Origin of the sequence: Sphingopyxis sp. Root1497, assembly GCF_001427085.1 — a bacterium.
In the GTDB taxonomy this organism is placed as follows: Bacteria; Pseudomonadota; Alphaproteobacteria; order Sphingomonadales; family Sphingomonadaceae; genus Sphingopyxis.
On record NZ_LMGF01000001.1, the window covers coordinates 397,464 to 414,628 of the forward strand.

Below are 17,165 nucleotides of genomic sequence, written 5' to 3' on the forward strand. Positions count from 1 at the left end.
CGTTGATACAGTGCCGTCCGGCACCCCGGTCGCATGCAGGCCGAACCCGCGCCTGCTCCTGATTTCAAGAGGATTTTCATGCCCCGTTTTCACCGCTTCGCCGTTGCCCTTGCCCTGTCGACCTCGCTCGTCGCCGCCGGCCCCGCACTCGCCAAGGCCAAGGCGGCCGACCCCGCGCCGATCGCCGACCTCGTCAAGGCGGTCGACATTCCCTATCAGGCGTTCACCCTCGACAATGGCCTGCGCGTCATCGTCCACGAAGACCGCAAGGCGCCGGTGATCGCGGTGTCGGTGTGGTACCGTGTCGGGTCGAAGCACGAACCCAAGGGCAAGACGGGCTTCGCGCATCTGTTCGAACATCTGATGTTCAACGGGTCGGAAAATTCGCCGGGCGATTTCTTCGAACCGCTGCAGCAGGTCGGCGCCACCGACGAGAATGGCACGACCAACGTCGACCGCACCAATTATTTCGAGACGGTGCCGACCGGCGCGCTCGACATGGCGCTATTCCTCGAAAGCGATCGCATGGGCCATCTGCTCGGCGCGGTGACGCAGGAGAAGCTCGATAACCAGCGCGGCGTCGTCCAGAACGAGAAGCGCCAGGGCGATAACAATCCCTATGGCCTGCTGCGTTACGAGATTTTCGAAAATCTTTTCCCGACCGGCCACCCCTATCACCACAGCACGATCGGTTCGATGGGCGACCTCAATTCGGCGAGCCTCGACGACGTGAAAAAGTGGTTCACCGACAATTATGGCCCGAACAATGCGGTGCTGGTGCTCGCGGGCGACATCGACGTCGCGACCGCCAAGACCAAGGTGCAGCAGTGGTTCGGCGACATTCCCAAGGGTCCCGAAGTGAAGGCGCCGGCGACGTCGGTCCCCACGCTGCCCGCGCCGCTCGCCAAGGAGGTCAAGGACCTCGTCCCGACGACACGCATCTATCGCATGTGGGCGATTCCCGGCCTCAACGATGCCGACGCGATCCCGCTGCAGATGGCGATGTCGGTGCTCGGCGGGCTGTCGTCGTCGCGGCTCGACAATGCGCTGGTGCGCAAGGACCCGGTCGCGGTCAGCGTCTCGGCCTTCGCCCAGCCGTTCGAGGATGCCGGCATCCTGCTCGTCCAGGCCGATGTGAAGCCCGGCGTCGACACCGCCCTCGTCGGGCAGCGCCTTGACGAAGAGGTCGCCAAATTCCTCGCGAGCGGCCCGACCGCCGACGAGTTGCAGCGTGCGGCGGCGAGTTATCTGGGGTCGGCGATCTCGGGGCTCGAATCGGTCGGCGGCTTCGGCGGCAAAGCGGTCGCGCTCGCCGAGGGCGCGCTCTATTCGAACGATCCGGGCTATTACAAGGTCGAGCTCGACCGCATGGCCAAGGCGACCCCCGAGCAGGTGAAGGCGGTTGCCAACAAATGGCTGTCGCGCCCGGCCTTTTCGCTCACCTATGTCCCCGGCGAACGCACCGAGGGCGGCGAGAATCGCGGCGGCGCAGTGACCGGCAAGGTCACGGCAGCAGTCGAACCCGACCGCTACTGGAACCCCGCGCTCGGCGATGTCGGACCCGATACGGGGTTCGGCACGTCGATCGCCGACCGGTCGCAGCTGCCGGCGGTCGCCGACCTGACCGCGCTCGACTTCCCGACGATCGAACGCGCCAAGCTCAAGAATGGCATCGAGGTCGTCTTCGCCAAGCGCACGGCGGTGCCGACGGTCAATGTCGCGGTCAGCTTCGACGCCGGCTATGCCGCCGATCCGCATGATGCGCTGGGTACCCAGTCGCTGATGCTCAGCCTGATGGACGAGGGCACCAAGAGCCTCGATTCGATCGCCTTTGCCGAAGCGAAGGAGCGGCTCGGCGCACAGATCGACGGATCGGCCAACGCCGACGAAACGGTGTTCGAACTGTTCGCGCTGAAGCCGAACCTCGCGCCATCGCTGACCCTGCTCGCCGACTATATCCGCAATCCCGCCTTCGACGCGAAGGAACTTGAGCGGGTCCGCGCGCAGCAGCTCAACCGGCTGAAGGCCGAACTCAACAATCCCAACGCGATCGCGTCGCGCGTGCTGATGCCGGTGCTGTACGGCGCCGACCATCCCTATGGCATTCCGCCGTCGGGGCTTGGCGATGCGAAGGCGGTGACCGCTGCGACGCAGGGCCAGCTCGCATCGTTCCATTCGACCTGGATCCGCCCGGACACGGCGCGCATCTTCGTCGTCGGCGACACGACGCTGAAAGAGGTGACCAAGCAGCTCGAAACCGCCTTCGGCAATTGGAAGGCGCCCGAGACGGCGAAGCCGACCAAGCATTTCGAGGTCGCGATCCCGGCGCCGCAGCCGCGCATCCTGCTTTTCGATCGCCCCAAATCGCCGCAGTCGGTGATTCTCGCGGGCAAGGTGCTCGATGCCAAAGGCACCGACAAGCTGGAGGTGCTGCGTTCGGCGAACGATATTTTCGGAGGCAGTTTCCTGTCGCGCTTCAACACCAATCTGCGCGAGACCAAGGGCTGGTCCTATGGCGTGCGGACCCGGATTTCGAGTGACAAGGACCGGATCGCTTGGATCGCCGCGGCACCGGTGCAGGCCGACCGCACCGGTGATTCGATCAAGGAACTGCAAAGCGACCTCAAATCCTTCCTCGGCGACAAGGGCGTCACCGCGGAAGAGTTGCAGCGCACGACCAACGGCAATGTCCGTGAACTGCCGGGCAGCTTCGAAACCTCGAGCGATGTGCTGGGCGGACTGCGCGCGATCGTCAAATATGGCCGTCCGGACAATTATTACGAAACCTTGCCCGCGACCTATGAAGCAATGACGACCGCCGAGATCGACGGAGCGGCGCGCAAGGCGCTGAGCACCGAGGGCCTCGTCTATGTCGTCGTCGGCGATGCCGCGACGGTCAAACCACAGCTTGACGGATTGGGTCTGCCGGTGGAAACGGTGACTCTCGATAACTAACATCAGTTTCAGTAAGGAGAGCCCAGATGTCCCAAGTCGATGGCAGCTATGATTGCGTGACCAAGTCCCCGATGGGCGACCAGAAGTCGGTCTTCACCGTCACCAGCGACGGCGCGACCTTCACCGGCCAGAATGCCGGTGCGATGGGAGCGCTCGATGTGGAAAATGGCAAGGTCGACGGCAACAAGCTGACCTGGACCATGAACATGAAGGTGCCGATGCCGATGACGCTCGAAGCCGAAGCGACGATCGACGGTGACACGCTGACCGGCACGATCAAGGCCGGCCCTTTCGGTTCGATGGCGATGACCGGCACCCGCCAGGGCTGATCGCCGCAAGGCCTGGAAACAGGCGAAGGGCCGCCTCCACCCGGAGGCGGCCCTTTTTCTTTGCATAGCTTTGCCGGGCCGGAGGGGGTGGCCAAACTGCGGGGGCGAGCGCATAGCGCTGCTGCAATGCACAATAATCCTTCCGCCCCCCCGCCCGAAACTGCGCGTCCCCTTCCGGGCCAACGCGAGATGGTTGTGATGATGGCGATGGTGATGGCGCTCAATGCGCTCGCCATCGACTCGATGCTTCCCGCCCTGCCCGCGATCGGCGAGGGGCTGGGGGTGACGGTCGCCAACGACCGGCAATATGTGATCTCGACCTATCTGCTCGGCATCGGCTTCGGCTCGCTCCTCTATGGTCCGCTGTCCGATCGCTTCGGGCGCAAGGGCGTGCTGGTGCCCGCGCTCTTTGCCTATGTCGCTTTTTCGATCGGCTGCGGTCTCGCGACCAGTTTTCCGATGCTGCTCACGCTGCGTTTCGGACATGGCGTCGTCAGCGCGGCGCTCGGCGTGATTGTCGTCGCGGTGATCCGCGATCTTTTTTCGGGCGATGCGATGGCCAAAAGGCTGTCGATGATCTTCCTCGTCTTCATGATCGTGCCCGCGATCGCGCCGACGATGGGCGCGGGGGTCGCCGCCGTCGCGGGCTGGCGTTCGATCTTCATCGTCCTCGCGGTGATGGGGGTCGTCATGCTGTTCTGGCTGCGGCGGCTGCCCGAAACGCTCGACCCCGCCGACGTCCGTCCGCTCGACCTGCGGACCATGATCGCGGGCTGGGCGACGGTGACGCGCCATCGCCGCGCTGCGGGATACATGTTCGCATCGGGCATGATGCAGGGATCGCTCTATGGCTATCTCAACAGCAGCGAACAGATCATCGCCGACGTGTTCCAGGCACGGAACCTGTTCCCGCTGGTTTTCGCGTTCGTCGCAACCGGCATCGCGATCGCCAATTTTTCCAACGCGGCGATCGTCGAGCGTTTCGGGGCGCGGCGCGTGTCGCAATGCGCGGTCTTCGCCTTCATGGCGACAGCGAGCATACAGATATTGGTGGCGCTCAGCGGCGGTGAGACCTTGTGGATGTTCACCGCGCTGATGATGGTCAATGTCGGGCTGATCGGTTTTATCGGCAGCAATTTCGGCTCGATCGCGATGGAGGATTTCGGCCATATGGCGGGCGTGGCCTCCTCCTATCAGAGCTTTGCCAAGACCCTGCTCGCGGCGACGGTCGGGGCGTTGATCGGCCAGCAATATGACGGCACGACGCTGCCGCTCGCTTATGCCTTCCTGATGTCGGGGGTGTTGGGTCTGGCGCTGGTTTATTGGGCCGAGCGCGGCAAGCTGTTCACCCGGCCGGGGACAGCGCCGAAAAGTCCCTTCTGACAAAAGCGAAGGGACCGCCCCGGCATCGCCGGGACGGCCCCTTTCAATTCGATTCTGGCCGTTAGCGTCAGTTGATCGGCGCGTGCGGTTCCAGATCGTCCTCATGCACCTCGACGATACCGCGGCCAAGATGGCTGCGGCTGCGGCTGTAGAGGAAGTAGATCAGCAGGCCGATCGCACCCCAGATCGGCAGCACGAGCATCGCGTCGAGCGGCAGGTTGAAGAACAGGAACACCGTGCCGGCGATGGTGGCGGGGCCGATCAGCCACAGCGCGGGCGTCCTGAACGCACGCGGCGTGTCGGCGGCGGTCTTGCGCAGGATCATCACCGCGACGGCGACCATCATGAACGCATAGAGCGTGCCCGCATTGGCGATGTCGGCGAGCTTGCCGACCGGCAGGAAAGCGGCGGCGAAGGCCACAGCCGCACCGGTGATCGCGGTGATGATGTGCGGGGTCTTCCACTTGGGATGGACCTTGCTCCACGATTCGGGGAGCAGGCCGTCGCGGCTCATCACGAAAGCGACGCGGGTCTGGCCGAACAGCAGGATCAGGATGACCGACGGCAGCGCGACGAAGGCGGCGATACCGAGCATGTTGCCGACGCCCGACCAGCCGATCTGGCGCAGCACATGCGCGAGCGCTTCGTTCGAGCAGACGAGCGGCAGCTGGTCGGCGGCGAAGGTCGCGCACTGGCGTGCCAGTTCTTCCGAGCCGGCGGGGAAGGGGATGCCGTTCGGGCCCATGATCGGCTGACCACCGACGGTGCCGATCGCGCCGGCGGCGACGAGGATGTAGAAGACGGTGCAGAAGAGCAGCGAGCCGATCAGGCCGATCGGCACGTTGCGTTGCGGATTCTTGGTTTCTTCGGCGGCGGTCGAGACCGCGTCGAAGCCGACATAGGCGAAGAAGATCGTCGCCGCCGCGCCAACCGCGCCGAGGCCCGAACCAAAGCCGCCGAAGACGCCGGCGGGCAGGAAGGGATTGAACTTGTCGGTCGAGAAATAGTCGCTGGGCAGCGTCAGCACGATGAAGGCGGTGAGTGCGGTGACCTTGATCGCGACGAGGATCGCGTTGACCCGCGCGCTTTCGGTCGTGCCGATCATCAGCAGCCAGGTGACGAGCAGGGCGATGACCACGGCGGGCAGGTTGATGAACCCGCCTTCGATCCCGCCGAGCGCCAGTGGCGCGCCGGCGAGGTAGGATGGCAGCTGTATCCCGAGGAACTCGTTCAATATCGTTCCGGTGAAATAGCCGGACCACCCGACCGACACCGCGGAGGCCGCGACCGCATATTCGAGGACAAGGGCCCAGCCGACGGTCCAGGCGAGAACCTCGCCCATCGTCGCATAGGTGTAGGTATAGGCGGAACCCGCGACGGGGATCATCGCGGCGATTTCAGCGTAGCAGAGCGCGGCGACGATACAGATCAGTCCGGCGATGGCGAAGGCGAGCATCAGGCCTGGCCCGGCCTTTTGCGCGCCGGCCGAGGTCAGCACGAAAATGCCGGTGCCGATGACGCAGCCGATGCCGAACAGGGTGAGCTGAAAAGCACCGAGCGTTCGATGCAGCGACTTTTTCTCGGCGGTGGCCAAGATGGCGTCGAGCGGTTTGACGCGACCAAATATCATCCAAAATTCCCCTTTGGGACCCGGTGTGGGCCTCTCATGGCGGGGTAGAGTAAACGCTCCTCCCGTCAGCGCAACTTAATTTCACGGGGCCGAAAGACGGATTCGGGTGGGTCCAACCCGGTTTATCGCACCGTGAAACGCACGCGGTCGACCATGCGGCCGCCGGGGTCGACGAGCGCGAGCATGTGGCTGCCGGGGCGTGGCAAAATCTGTTGCCCGGCGTCGGCGTCGCCCAGCATCACCTTGTCGAGGATCAGGCGGTAGCCGGTGACTTCGCCGCTGACCGCGATGCCGAGCCGCTGGCGATCGAGCGGGATGTCGGGGTCGAGCGCATAGACGCTGCCGCTGACCGGGCTGGTGATGCGCGGCCGGCGCGCCGCGGCGGGGGCGGCGGCCATTTCGGCCTGGCCGGTGCCGCGGATGAAATATTCGCGGCGCGGCGGCTCGCGGGTGCCGGGGAGCGCGATTTGGCGGGCCTCGACATCGGCGGGCATCGCGGGGGCCTTGCCGGGGTTTCCGGCGTGGAGCGCCATCATCACGTCGCGCCACACCGGTGCGGCGCCCGAGGTGCCCGAGACCGCGCGCATCGAATCGCCCTCGAGATTGCCGACCCACACCGCGACGGTGAAGCGGTCGGACCAGCCGATGCACCAATTGTCGCGCATGCCCTTTGACGTGCCGGTCTTCGCGGCGGCCCAGAAGGGGAGGCGCAGCGCGCTGTCGGCACCGAAGGCATCGGTGCGGGCGGAGGCGTCGGCGAGGATGTCGCCGACGATGAAGGCCGCGGCGGGGGAGACGATGGCCCGCGGAACTTCACGATCATCGCGCATATCGACGAAGTGCACGGGGGACCAGTTGCCGTGATTTGCGAATGTTCTGAAGGCGTTGGCCTGTTCGACCAGCGAAACTTCGGCGGAACCCAGCGCCAGCGAAAATCCGTAATATTCGCCGTCCTCGACGAGGCCGTGATAGCCGAGCGCCCACAGGCGGTCGCGGAACTGCTGGACGTCGTCGATGAGCAGGGTGCGGACGGCGGGGACGTTGAGCGACGAGGCGAGCGCGTGGCGGACGCTGACCGGCCCCTTGAAGCTATGGTCGTAATTCTTGGGCACATAGAGGCCCGAAGCGGTGTCGAGCTGGACCGGGCTGTCGTCGAGGATCGACGCGGCGGTGAGCCAGCGATGCTCGATCACCTGCGCATAGAGATGCGGCTTGAGCGTCGAGCCCGCCTGGCGCCGCGCGTTGGCGCCGTCGACCTGCGCCGCGGTCGATTTGAGGCCGACGCCGCCGACATAGGCGAGGACGTCGCCGGTGGCGTTGTCGAGCACGACGACGGCGCCGTCGCGGACGCGGTCGGCACCAAGGCCCGCGAGCTGGCGCTTCAGCGCGACGATCGCGGCCTCCTGGATGCGGCGGTCGATCGTGGTGGTGACGCGCTTGCCGGGCTTGTCGAGCAGGCGGACCGCGAGGTGCGGCGCGAGCGCGGGGTCGAGCTGCGCGATGCGTTCGCCCGACACCAGCGTCGCGGCGGCGCCGCGGATCGCGGTGCAGTCCTTTGCGCCGGCGACGCGGCAGGCGCGTTGCCCGAGCGTTTCGGCCCCCGCGGCGGGGTTGGGAAGCAGCCCGGCGAACAGCGCGGCGTCGGTGCGGTCCATGTCGGCGGGGCTTTTGCCGAACAAGGCGCGGGCGCCGGCGCCGATGCCCTGCGTCTCACCGCGCAGGGGGACGAGGTTGAAATAGGCCTCGAGCATCTGCTCGCGCGTCCAGTGCGCGGCGAGGTCCTGTCCAGCGCGCATCTGGCGGATCTTGTTCAGCCAACCGCGCTGGCCGGGGAGCGCGAGGTCGGGCGCGAGGAAACCCGCGAGCTGCATCGGCAGCGTTGAGGCGCCGCGCGAGCGGCCGCCGGTCCAGCGGGTTTTCGCGGCGCTGGCGATCGCGAGCCAGTCGACCCCGCCGTGCGACCAATAGCGCTTGTCCTCGCTCGCGACGACGGCATCGCGCACGGGCCTGGCGATGTCGGCGAGCGGCACCCACGCCATGCGGCGGCGTTCGAAATCGACACGCTCGCTGTCGAGCAGTCGGCCGTCGCGGTCGTAGAGCCAGGCTTCGCTGGGTTTCCAGTCGGCGCGGACGTCCTCGTAGTCGGGCATCGCGGGGGGCTTGGTGAGGAGGTGCGCGGCGGTGACGAGGATGAGGAGGGCGAGCGCGGTCCAGGCGAGGGCGTCGAACCAGCGCCGTTTGGGGGGGACGGGCCCAGTCATCGCCTTTGCGCGCAGTTGCAGGTCATTCCATCACTCACCTCGTCATTGCGAGCGAAGCGAAGCAATCCAGGGTGTGGCAAGCCGCTCTGGATTGCTTCGCTCCGCTCGCAATGACGGAGTTTGGAAGGCGGGCGCCGAGGCCATCAATTCGCCGAAGCCGCCACGGTCAGCGGGGCGTTCGGCCACTGGCCGCGGATCGCGGGCGAGTACATCGCCTCGACGCGCGTCTGCGGCATGTTGAAGCGGCCCGAGCCATTGAGGCGCACGACATATTCGACCGCGTGGGTACCCGCGGGCATCCAGCCGAAGTAACCGCGCCAGCTGTCCTTGCCGCGTTCGACATAGCTCGGCCAGACGCCCTCGCCCCCGGCCTGCGCCGCGAGCATCTGCGACTGGCCGCCGAGATTGCCGACGATCGTCGCGCCCGGCGGGATCGGGTCGTTGACGACGACCCAGGTCCGTCCGGCGGCGGCGATGACCTCGATCCGCACCTTGATCACGTCGCCGCGGACGAGGCGGTTCGGGTCGGCGGCCTTGACCACGCTCACCGAGCGCTTGATCCGGTACCCGGCGTTGAGCGGCTCCCTGAGCGGCACGGCGGCCTTGACGCTGACCACCGCCCAGGGCGTGCCGGTGCCCTGGTGTTGCAGCGCCATCTTGCCGCTGACCAGCGGGACCCGAAGCGGACTCGCCGTGTCGGGGAGCGGCCAGCTTTGCGCCGCGCTCGCGTCGGCGAGGCCGATCCGCGTGACGCCGGTGATCGCCGCGGCCGGATAGAGGGTGGCGAAGCGGCGGACGACGGTCGCACCCCAGGCGTTGGCGGGGGTGGTGTCCCAATGGCCCCTGCGTTGACGCTGCGCGACGCCGACCATCAGCTTGCCCGCGTCATCCTCCCAGCCCTTGCGGCCGAGCACCGCGTCGAGCGCCTTGATCGCCATTTCGTCGCCGCTGACCATCATCCACCAGGGCGCCTTGGCATCGTCGACGAGATCGACGCGGGTGCCTTCGTAGACGAGGCGCTTGCGCAGCTCGGCCTCGGCGGCGGTGCGCAGCGCCGGGGCGCCCCGCACGTTGGGGGTGCGTTCGATCGCGACCAGCCAGTCGGCGAGGGTGCCGGTGGCCATGTCGACCGGCGCCATGTCGATCGCCGCGACGAGCTTGGGGCTCGACGCATCGTTGCGGGCGAGCGCCGCCAGCGCGGCGACGCGGACCGGGCGGATGTCATAGGGGCCGTAACCCTTGCGGGTCAGGCGACCTTCGACGATCGCCTGCAGCGCCTTGATCATCTTAGCCTTCGAATCCTCGGGGATGGCGAAGCCGTTCGCCGCCGTCACCGCGAGCACATAGGCGGTCAGCTCCGGTGAGCCTTCGAGCCGGTCGTTGGGCCAGTAACGCAGCAGCCCGTCCTTATCGAGATAGGTCGGGATAGCCCCCGCCAGCGCCTGCCAGCGGCCGACATCGCCGAGCGCGACGGCGCGCGATGTCGATTGTTCGAAGCAATTGTACGGGTAGACGCCCATATAATCGCGCACGCCCGACAGCGGCGGAGCGAGGGTGCCCGCGAGCGCGATGTCGACATAACCGCCGGTGAGCGCGCCTTCGGGAATGCCGATCGGCAGGCTGGTGTCGGGGCCGACACGGAACAGGCTGGCGGCCCAGGTTTCGACCGGTACCGCGGGTTCGACGACCTGCTGGAAGACCAGCCGGTCGCGCGACTTGCCGCCCTTTGCCGATGCCTCGACGGTCCATTCGATCGGGCCGACGAGGTCGGGCGCGGTCATCTGCCAGCTGATCGGCACCGCGCCGCCCGCCGGGATGGTGACGGTGAGCGGCGGCGCGGTCGCGACGGCGGGCGACAGCGTCGCGGTCGCGGTGACCTCCATCGCCTTGTCGGTGCCGTTGCGCAACGTGAAGCGCGCGTCATAGGCGTCGCCGGTGCGGACGAGCTCGGGAAGCCCGGCGAAGACGCCGAGATCCTGCACGGTGCGGACGCTCGTCTCGCCGGTGCCGAAGAGCTGCGACCCGTCGGTCGCGATCGCGACGAGGCGGAAGCCCGACAGATTGTCGCTGAGCGGCACGTCGACGGTGGCGCGGCCCTTGGCGTCGAGCGGGACACGGCCCTTCCACAGCAGCACCGGACGGAAGTCCTCGCGGGTCAGGCCGCTGAGGTCGCCACCGCCGCCGCCGCCCGGTTCGAGCGCCTTGCGGCCATAGTGGCGTTTGCCGACGACCTGCATCTGCGCGGTCGAGGTCAGCACGTCGAGGGTGCGTTCGCCCATCATCGCGTCGATCAGCTTCCAGCTTTCGTTCGGCGCGAGCTGGAGCAAAGCCTCATCGACCGCGGCGAAGGCGACGTCGGCGTTGGCGGGCGCCTTGCCGTCGGGACCTTTGACTTCGATCGCGACCTTGGCGGTTTCGCGGACGGCGTAGGTCGCCTTGTCGGCCTTGACCTTGACGGCGAGCTGATGGCCTTCCCAGCCGACCTTGATCCGCGCGATGCCCATGCGATAGCTGGGTTTGGCAAGGTCGACGAGCGCGGTCGCGGGGGCGCCCTCGCTATTTTCGATCTTGAAGCCCGCGGCGCGCTTGAGCTTGCGGAACCAGCTTTCGTCGCCGGTCACGCGGCCGCGCACCGCCATCACCGAGACATAGACGTCGGGGGCGTAGCTGGCGGGCAGCTTGACGTCGACCACCGGGTTGGTGCCCTTGAGCGGCACGACGAAGCTCGACAGCACGCCCTCGCGTTCGACGGTGACCAGCGCGGTCGCCTCGCGAAAGGGCATGCGAACCTGGAAGCGCGCGGTGTCGCCCGCGGCGTAACGCGGCTTTTCGGCGATCACGTCCATGCGGTCGCCATTGTCGCCGCCGAACCACCAGTCGTCGTCGCCCGCGAGCCAGACCGAGCGGACGGCGCGCGCCTCATTGCCGTCGGCGTCGACGGTGGTCGCGACGACGGTGACCTCGCCCGAAATGCCGGGCGCCATCGCGCAGTGCGCGCGGCCGAGTTTGTCGGTCGATGCCGAGCAGGTCGCATCGAGCCGCCGCGTGCGCATCTGGTTGTCATAGGCGTAGAAGCCGCCGATCAGGCGACGCCGGGCGGTGATGATCTCGCGGCTGTAGACCGCCACCGAGACGCGCTGGCCCGACAGCGGCTTGCCGGCCAGGTCGAGCGCGATGAAATTGAGGCGCAGATCGTTGTCGCGCATCAGCCAGCCGTCGGTCTTGAGCCCCAGGCGAACCGCCGAGGGGAAGAGGGTGATACGGCGGCTGGAGGTCAATGTCTCGCCATTGGCGTCCTCATAATCCATCTCGACCGCCATTTGCGTCGGTTCGGTGATCGGCTGGTCGACCATGACATTGGTCGTCGCGCTGCCGTTGGCGTCGAGGACGAGCGGTACCGAGCGCGCGAGCGGCAGGTCGGCGGCGGGTTCCTCGCCGCTGTCGTCGAGCTGGATCGTGCCTTCCTTGACCGGCTGACCGTCGAAGTCCCAGTCGCGATAATCCTCGGGCGGCGACCAGCTGGGCGAGAAGCTGGTGCGCATCTCGACCGGCAGGTTGGGGGCGGGGCCGCCCGAAAGATAGCCGACGAACAGCGACAGCGGGATTTGCGTCGGGCGCACCGGCGGCAGTTTCGGCCCGGTGACGGTCGCCTTCATCGTCGGCAGGCGATATTCGTCGACCTTGACCGATTGCGACGACCAGATCGTCTTGTCCTCGCCATCCTTGTCCTTGGTGACGAAGACAAGGTCGTAATCGCCCATCGGCGCCGAGGCGGGGACGTTCCAGACATTCTCGCCGCTGCCCGACGCGTCGATGCTGAACGGCATTTCGAACTCGGTGTCCGATCCGCGGTGAACGAGGCGCAGCTTGCCCGCCATCGGCTTCGGCGCGGCGAAGCCGGTGCCGACCGGGCGGCGGAGGACATGCTTCATGTTGACGCTCTCGCCCGCCTTGACCAGCGCGCGGTCGAAGAGGGTGTGGAGGATGTCGTCGCGTTCGGACCAGCCATAGGGCAGGTCGAAGTCATAGGGACGGATGCCGTCGCCCCAGTCGGTGAGGGTGAAGCTGAAATCGTCGCCGCTGCGCGCGCTGACCATCAGGGCGTGGCCCTCGCTGACCGCCATGTCGGGCTTTTCTTCGCAGCTCGCATAGGTTTCGGGTTGCGGCAGGCCGTTCGGGAAGGCGAGGCGGCCCGCCTTGTCGGCGATGCCGCGCGCGAGCTGGCGCCCGGTGCAGCTGTCGGTGACGCGGATTTCGGCGCCGGGGACGGGCAGGCCGGTATCGAGCGACGTCACCCAGGCGAGCGAGTTTTCGCGGCCCCATTTGAAATGCACCGCCATGTTGGTGACGAGCGCAGCGGTCGCGACATAACGGGTGGATTTGCGGCCGAGCAGTGCCGCGCCGAGTTCGGGGCTCGCGATCTCGACGACATGGAAGCCCTTTTCGCCGAGCGGGATGCCGACGACCTCGAACTCCTTGCCGCCGGCGGGCGGGCTCAGCACCATGTCGCGGCGCTCGCCGCCCGCAGGGGCGCCGTCGAACACCGACTTGCTGCCGGTGTAGTTGACGGTGACTTCCTTGCCGGTCGCGTCGCGTTCTTCGCGATAATCGCTGTTGTCGGCTTCGTCGACGCGCTTCAGCCAGCGGGCGATCGCGGCATCGTCGTCGCCGACCTTCAGCACATTGGCGGGCATCTTGAGGTTCGCCTGGACCAGCGAAGCCTCGACCCCGCGCACGGTGACGGGCAGCACGCCGCCCTCGCCGGCCTCGAGGATGCCGAATTCGGCGGCGAACTTGACCAGCGGCGGGGCGCGGTCGATGTGGAATTTCAACGGGAAATTCGACTGGTTCTGCAGCTTGCGGCCGCTCTGGTCGGTGACGTCGGCGGGCAGGATCAGCGTCGCGTCGACATTCTGCGGCAACGGCCCCTTGAAGCGGACATAGGTGACATGCGCGTCATTTTTGTCGTCGTCGTCGAGCTTGGGCGTCAGCTTTTTGCCGTCGGCGGTGGTGAGCGTCGCGGCGAGCGCGGTGTCGCGCGCGACCGGCGACGCGAAGCTGAGCGTGATGTCCTTGATCGGGTTGCAGCCCGCCTGCGGGTTGATCCGGCTGCACGACATTTTCGCGGTGAAGGCGGGGCGGACGTCATAATCGAAGCGCTGGTCGCGGCCGGCGGTGCGGCTCGGCGCGCCGGCTTGGCTGATGCGCGCGTCCCAGACGAGCGCCATCTCGCGGCCGGGGGGCAGCGGGCGGCGGCATTTGACGGCAACGATCCGTTCGAGCGCGGCGGCGCGGTCGGGACCCGCGGCGAGGCGCAGCGGGAGGTTGCCATTATAGGCGAATTCCTGGCGGTCCCAATTGTTGTTGCCGAGGCCGTCGAGGATTTCGCTCGCGGTGTCGGACCCCAGCACGTCGACCGGAATCTTCTCGCCGATGCCGTCGACCGCGCAATAGGCGAAGCGGCCGACCGAGGCGCGGTCGGCGGCGACATTGGTCGCGACGAGGAAGATCTGATCCTCCTCGACCCCATCATAAGTGCCGCCGACGAGCACCGCGCGCGCCGAGGGGCCGCCGCTGTCGATCTCGAAACGGCTGTTGCCGCCGACCGAAACGCCGCTTGCCGTCTTGAGCGTCGGGAGCAGCTCGACGTGGCAGCTCATGCCGCCGGGCAGCGATTTTTCGAATTCGAGCACCCAGGTGCGCGTGTCGACCCAGCGGCCGGTCGCGGGCAGCTTGCAGTCGTTGGTCGCCGGGGCCTTGGCGCGCGGATCGCCCAGCGGCACGATGTCTTCGGAAAAGCGCAGGGTGAAGCGGCTGATCGTGCCGTCGCCGGTGCCGGCGCTGCCGGGGGTGGCGAGGATGACCTGCGGGATGGTGTCGCCGCTCGCGGCGGCGACCGCCATGGCGAGCGGGAGCATCAGCGCGAGGCGCGCCTTCGCCGCGAATCGCACCCCGAGTCCTTGCCAAAAACGCGCCATCGCTGCCTCCCAAAGACCCATCGCCTTATGTGCCGAAACGCGGGCGAATAGTCAACGGTTCACCGACAAAATAGAACGGTTCATCGCAGATTTTGTCGCGACCAGGCGTTTGGCCGACTCAGCGGACCAGCATCGGACCCAATTTTTGTCCTGCAAAAATATGGACATGCAGATGCGGAACCTCCTGATGGCTGTCGAAGCCGACATTGGCGAGCAGGCGATAGCCCGGCGCGACGAGGCCCGCATCGCGCGCGACCGTGCCGACCGCGCGGATAAAGCCCGCGATTTCGGCGTCGCTGCCGCGCGCGGAGAAATCGTCCCAGCTGACATAGGGACCCTTGGGGATGACGAGGATGTGCAGCGGCGCCTGCGGGTTGATGTCGTGGAAGGCGAGGCTGAAGTCGTCTTCATGGACCTTCTGGCACGGCAGCTCGCCGCGCAGGATGCGCGCGAAGATGTTGGTCTCGTCATAGGGGAGGGTGGCGTCGATCGGCATGGAGAGCTCCTAGCGGGGGCGGGCGGCCTTTTCGGCGTGGCCCGAGGTGCCATGGCGGCGGGTGAGTTCGGTCGCGATGGCGTCCCAGCCGAGGCCGCGATCGGCGAGCAGGATCGCGAGATGGAAGAGGAGGTCGCTTGCTTCGCCGACCAGCGCGGCGTCGTCCTCGCTGACCGCCGCGATCACGGTTTCGACCGCCTCCTCGCCCAGCTTTTGCGCGATCTTGCGGCGCCCCTTGGCGGCGAGGCTGGCGACATAGCTGGCTTCGGCGTCGCCCGCGGCGAGGCGCGTTTTCACCACCGCCTCGAGCTGATTTAGTGCTTCGCCGATCGCCATCAAATGATCCCCTGTCTGCGCGCCGTGCCTAGCGATGGAATAGCCGCTGGACAAGGCGCGCCGGCTCCGGTCAAAGGCCGCATGGCCGAGGTCAAGCTTCATCCCGACTGGCTCGCAGCGATAGGCGGCGAGTTCGAAAAGCCCTATATGGGCGAGCTCAAGGCGTATCTCGCCGCCGAGCGCGCGAAGGGCAAGACCATCTATCCCAAGCCGCGCGACTGGTTCGCGGCATTGGACGCGACGCCACCAAGGCAAGTCCGCGTCGTGATATTGGGGCAGGATCCTTATCATGGCCCCGATCAGGCGCATGGGCTGTGCTTTTCGGTCCAGCCGGGGGTGCGGACGCCGCCGAGCCTCGTCAACATCTACAAGGAGATGCGCGACGACCTCGGCATCGCGCCGGCGCGGCACGGCTATTTGGGGAGCTGGGCGGCACAGGGCGTGCTGCTGCTCAACGCCGTGCTGACCGTCGAGGCGGGGCAGGCGGCGTCGCACCAGAAGCGCGGCTGGGAGCGTTTCACCGACGCCGCGGTCGCCGCGGTCGCCGCCGATCCGGCGCCCAAGGTGTTCATCCTGTGGGGCAGCCATGCGCAGAAGAAGGCGGCGAATGTCGCGGGGCTCGGCGCGGGCGGCCCGCATTTGATCCTGCGCGCGCCGCATCCGTCGCCGCTGTCGGCGCATAACGGCTTTTTCGGGTCGAAGCCGTTCAGCCAGGCCAATGCGTTCCTCGCCGCCCATGGGCGCGGGACGATCGACTGGCAATTGCCCGAGACGCCCCCCGAGACGTCCGCCGAATGAGCATCCTGGCCGATCCGGTGACGCTGGCGATCCTGATCGTCGCGGTGATCCTGCTCGGCATGGCGAAGGGCGGGCTCGCCGGGGTCGGCGCGCTGGCGACGCCGCTGGCGGCGCTGGTGTTGCCGCCCGCGACCGCCGCGGCGCTGCTGCTGCCGATCCTGATCGTGCAGGATGTCGTCAGCGTCTGGGCGTTTCGCCAGACCTGGGACGGGTGGATCATCGGCTGGATGCTGCCCGGAGCGGCGGTCGGGGTGGCGGCGGGATGGTATTATGCCGAGCGCGTCAACGAAGCGCAGTTGATGGCGGCGCTGGGCGCGATCACGCTGGCGTTCGGGCTGTATCGGCTGTGGGTCGAGCGCGGCGGGCGTATCGTCGCGGCGTCGCAGTCGCCGGGCTGGGTCGGCACGCTGTTCGGGACGGCGATGGGGTTCGTCAGCCAGATCGCGCATGCCGGCGGTCCGCCGTTCCAGATGTGGGTGACCCCGCGCAAGCTGCCGCACCTGACCTTCATCGGCACCAGTGCGATCCTGTTCGCGATCGTCAACTGGATGAAGGTGCCCGCCTATCTGGCGCTGGGTGCCTTTCCGCACGAGGTGGTGGTCGCGGCGCTGCTGTTGATGCCACTGGCCATCGTCAGCACGCTGGTCACGGTGCGTTGGCTCAAGCGGATGGATCCGGCGCGCTTCTATGTCGTGATCTATGTGCTGATGGTGCTGCTCGGCGCGAAATTGCTGTGGGACGGGGTGCACGGATGACCGCGCGCGCCGGAAACAGGCGACGCGCGGGCGTCTTGCGCCTAGGGTCGTGGGCGACGGGCACAGGCGTCCGCCGCCTCCAAGGTATTGACCATGGCCAAGAGCCAGAAGAAATCGAGCCGCGAAACCCGCAAACCCAAGGCCGAAAAGCCGAAAAAGCCCAACGCCAGCAACCCGTCGACCAAGACCGGGGTGGTCGCCGGACTCGACAATATGAAGAAATAAGGCCGCGGCACCGGCGGGT

11 protein-coding genes are annotated in these 17,165 nt (G+C 67.2%); 6 read left to right on the forward strand and 5 right to left on the reverse strand.

Annotated elements, in window-relative coordinates; genetic code table 11:
• Positions 1–78: 78 nt before the first annotated feature.
• The 3 genes from ASD67_RS01795 to ASD67_RS01805 all read left to right on the forward strand — a co-directional run bounded on the left by ASD67_RS01795 (position 79) and on the right by ASD67_RS01805 (position 4,667).
• Positions 79–2,955, forward strand: a complete 2,877-nt coding sequence (locus ASD67_RS01795; protein ID WP_056342350.1) for a M16 family metallopeptidase — start codon at positions 79–81, stop codon at positions 2,953–2,955.
• Between the two features lie 26 nt (positions 2,956–2,981).
• Positions 2,982–3,284, forward strand: a complete 303-nt coding sequence (locus ASD67_RS01800) for a hypothetical protein (RefSeq protein ID WP_056342353.1) — start codon at positions 2,982–2,984, stop codon at positions 3,282–3,284.
• A 189-nt stretch (positions 3,285–3,473) separates the two neighbouring features.
• Positions 3,474–4,667, forward strand: a complete 1,194-nt coding sequence (locus ASD67_RS01805; protein ID WP_235535531.1) for a multidrug effflux MFS transporter — start codon at positions 3,474–3,476, stop codon at positions 4,665–4,667.
• A 67-nt stretch (positions 4,668–4,734) separates the two neighbouring features.
• On the opposite strand, the gene ASD67_RS01810 is transcribed toward ASD67_RS01805, so the two are convergent.
• The 5 genes from ASD67_RS01810 to ASD67_RS01830 form a co-directional block, all read right to left on the reverse strand.
• On the reverse strand, positions 4,735–6,297 hold the full coding sequence (locus ASD67_RS01810) for an amino acid permease (RefSeq protein WP_056342360.1): 1,563 nt from the start codon (positions 6,295–6,297) through the stop codon (positions 4,735–4,737).
• Positions 6,298–6,419: 122 nt separating this feature from the next.
• A complete protein-coding gene (gene pbpC / locus ASD67_RS01815) occupies positions 6,420–8,558 on the reverse strand; it encodes a penicillin-binding protein 1C (protein ID WP_056342363.1) in 2,139 nt (712 codons plus the stop codon).
• Between the two features lie 143 nt (positions 8,559–8,701).
• Complete coding sequence (locus tag ASD67_RS01820) at positions 8,702–14,536, reverse strand: alpha-2-macroglobulin family protein (RefSeq protein WP_056342366.1); 5,835 nt, start codon at positions 14,534–14,536, stop codon at positions 8,702–8,704.
• 118 nt (positions 14,537–14,654) lie between these two features.
• Complete coding sequence (locus ASD67_RS01825) at positions 14,655–15,032, reverse strand: histidine triad nucleotide-binding protein (RefSeq protein WP_056342367.1); 378 nt, start codon at positions 15,030–15,032, stop codon at positions 14,655–14,657.
• A 9-nt stretch (positions 15,033–15,041) separates the two neighbouring features.
• A complete protein-coding gene (locus tag ASD67_RS01830; protein WP_200937977.1) occupies positions 15,042–15,362 on the reverse strand; it encodes a phosphoribosyl-ATP diphosphatase in 321 nt (106 codons plus the stop codon).
• 87 nt (positions 15,363–15,449) lie between these two features.
• On the opposite strand from ASD67_RS01830, the gene ung reads away from it, so the two are divergent.
• The 3 genes from ung (at position 15,450) to ASD67_RS23845 (ending at position 17,146) form a co-directional block, all read left to right on the forward strand.
• A complete protein-coding gene (ung, locus tag ASD67_RS01835) occupies positions 15,450–16,166 on the forward strand; it encodes a uracil-DNA glycosylase (protein ID WP_056342375.1) in 717 nt (238 codons plus the stop codon).
• Complete coding sequence (locus ASD67_RS01840) at positions 16,163–16,921, forward strand: sulfite exporter TauE/SafE family protein (RefSeq protein WP_056342378.1); 759 nt, start codon at positions 16,163–16,165, stop codon at positions 16,919–16,921. The genes ung and ASD67_RS01840 overlap by 4 nt, the downstream gene beginning before the upstream one ends.
• 93 nt (positions 16,922–17,014) lie before the next feature.
• Complete coding sequence (locus tag ASD67_RS23845) at positions 17,015–17,146, forward strand: hypothetical protein (RefSeq protein ID WP_262407904.1); 132 nt, start codon at positions 17,015–17,017, stop codon at positions 17,144–17,146.
• Positions 17,147–17,165 lie beyond the last annotated feature (19 nt).

Coding starts and splice junctions, on each gene's coding strand:
- ASD67_RS01795 (WP_056342350.1), top strand. CDS start 79: ATGCCCCGTTTTCACCGCTTCGCCGTTGCCCTTGCCCTGTCGACCTCG.
- ASD67_RS01800 (WP_056342353.1), top strand. CDS start 2,982: ATGTCCCAAGTCGATGGCAGCTATGATTGCGTGACCAAGTCCCCGATG.
- ASD67_RS01805 (WP_235535531.1), top strand. CDS start 3,474: ATGGTTGTGATGATGGCGATGGTGATGGCGCTCAATGCGCTCGCCATC.
- ASD67_RS01810 (WP_056342360.1), bottom strand. CDS start 6,297: ATGATATTTGGTCGCGTCAAACCGCTCGACGCCATCTTGGCCACCGCC.
- pbpC (WP_056342363.1), bottom strand. CDS start 8,558: ATGACTGGGCCCGTCCCCCCCAAACGGCGCTGGTTCGACGCCCTCGCC.
- ASD67_RS01820 (WP_056342366.1), bottom strand. CDS start 14,536: ATGGCGCGTTTTTGGCAAGGACTCGGGGTGCGATTCGCGGCGAAGGCG.
- ASD67_RS01825 (WP_056342367.1), bottom strand. CDS start 15,032: ATGCCGATCGACGCCACCCTCCCCTATGACGAGACCAACATCTTCGCG.
- ung (WP_056342375.1), top strand. CDS start 15,450: ATGGCCGAGGTCAAGCTTCATCCCGACTGGCTCGCAGCGATAGGCGGC.
- ASD67_RS01840 (WP_056342378.1), top strand. CDS start 16,163: ATGAGCATCCTGGCCGATCCGGTGACGCTGGCGATCCTGATCGTCGCG.
- ASD67_RS23845 (WP_262407904.1), top strand. CDS start 17,015: ATGGCCAAGAGCCAGAAGAAATCGAGCCGCGAAACCCGCAAACCCAAG.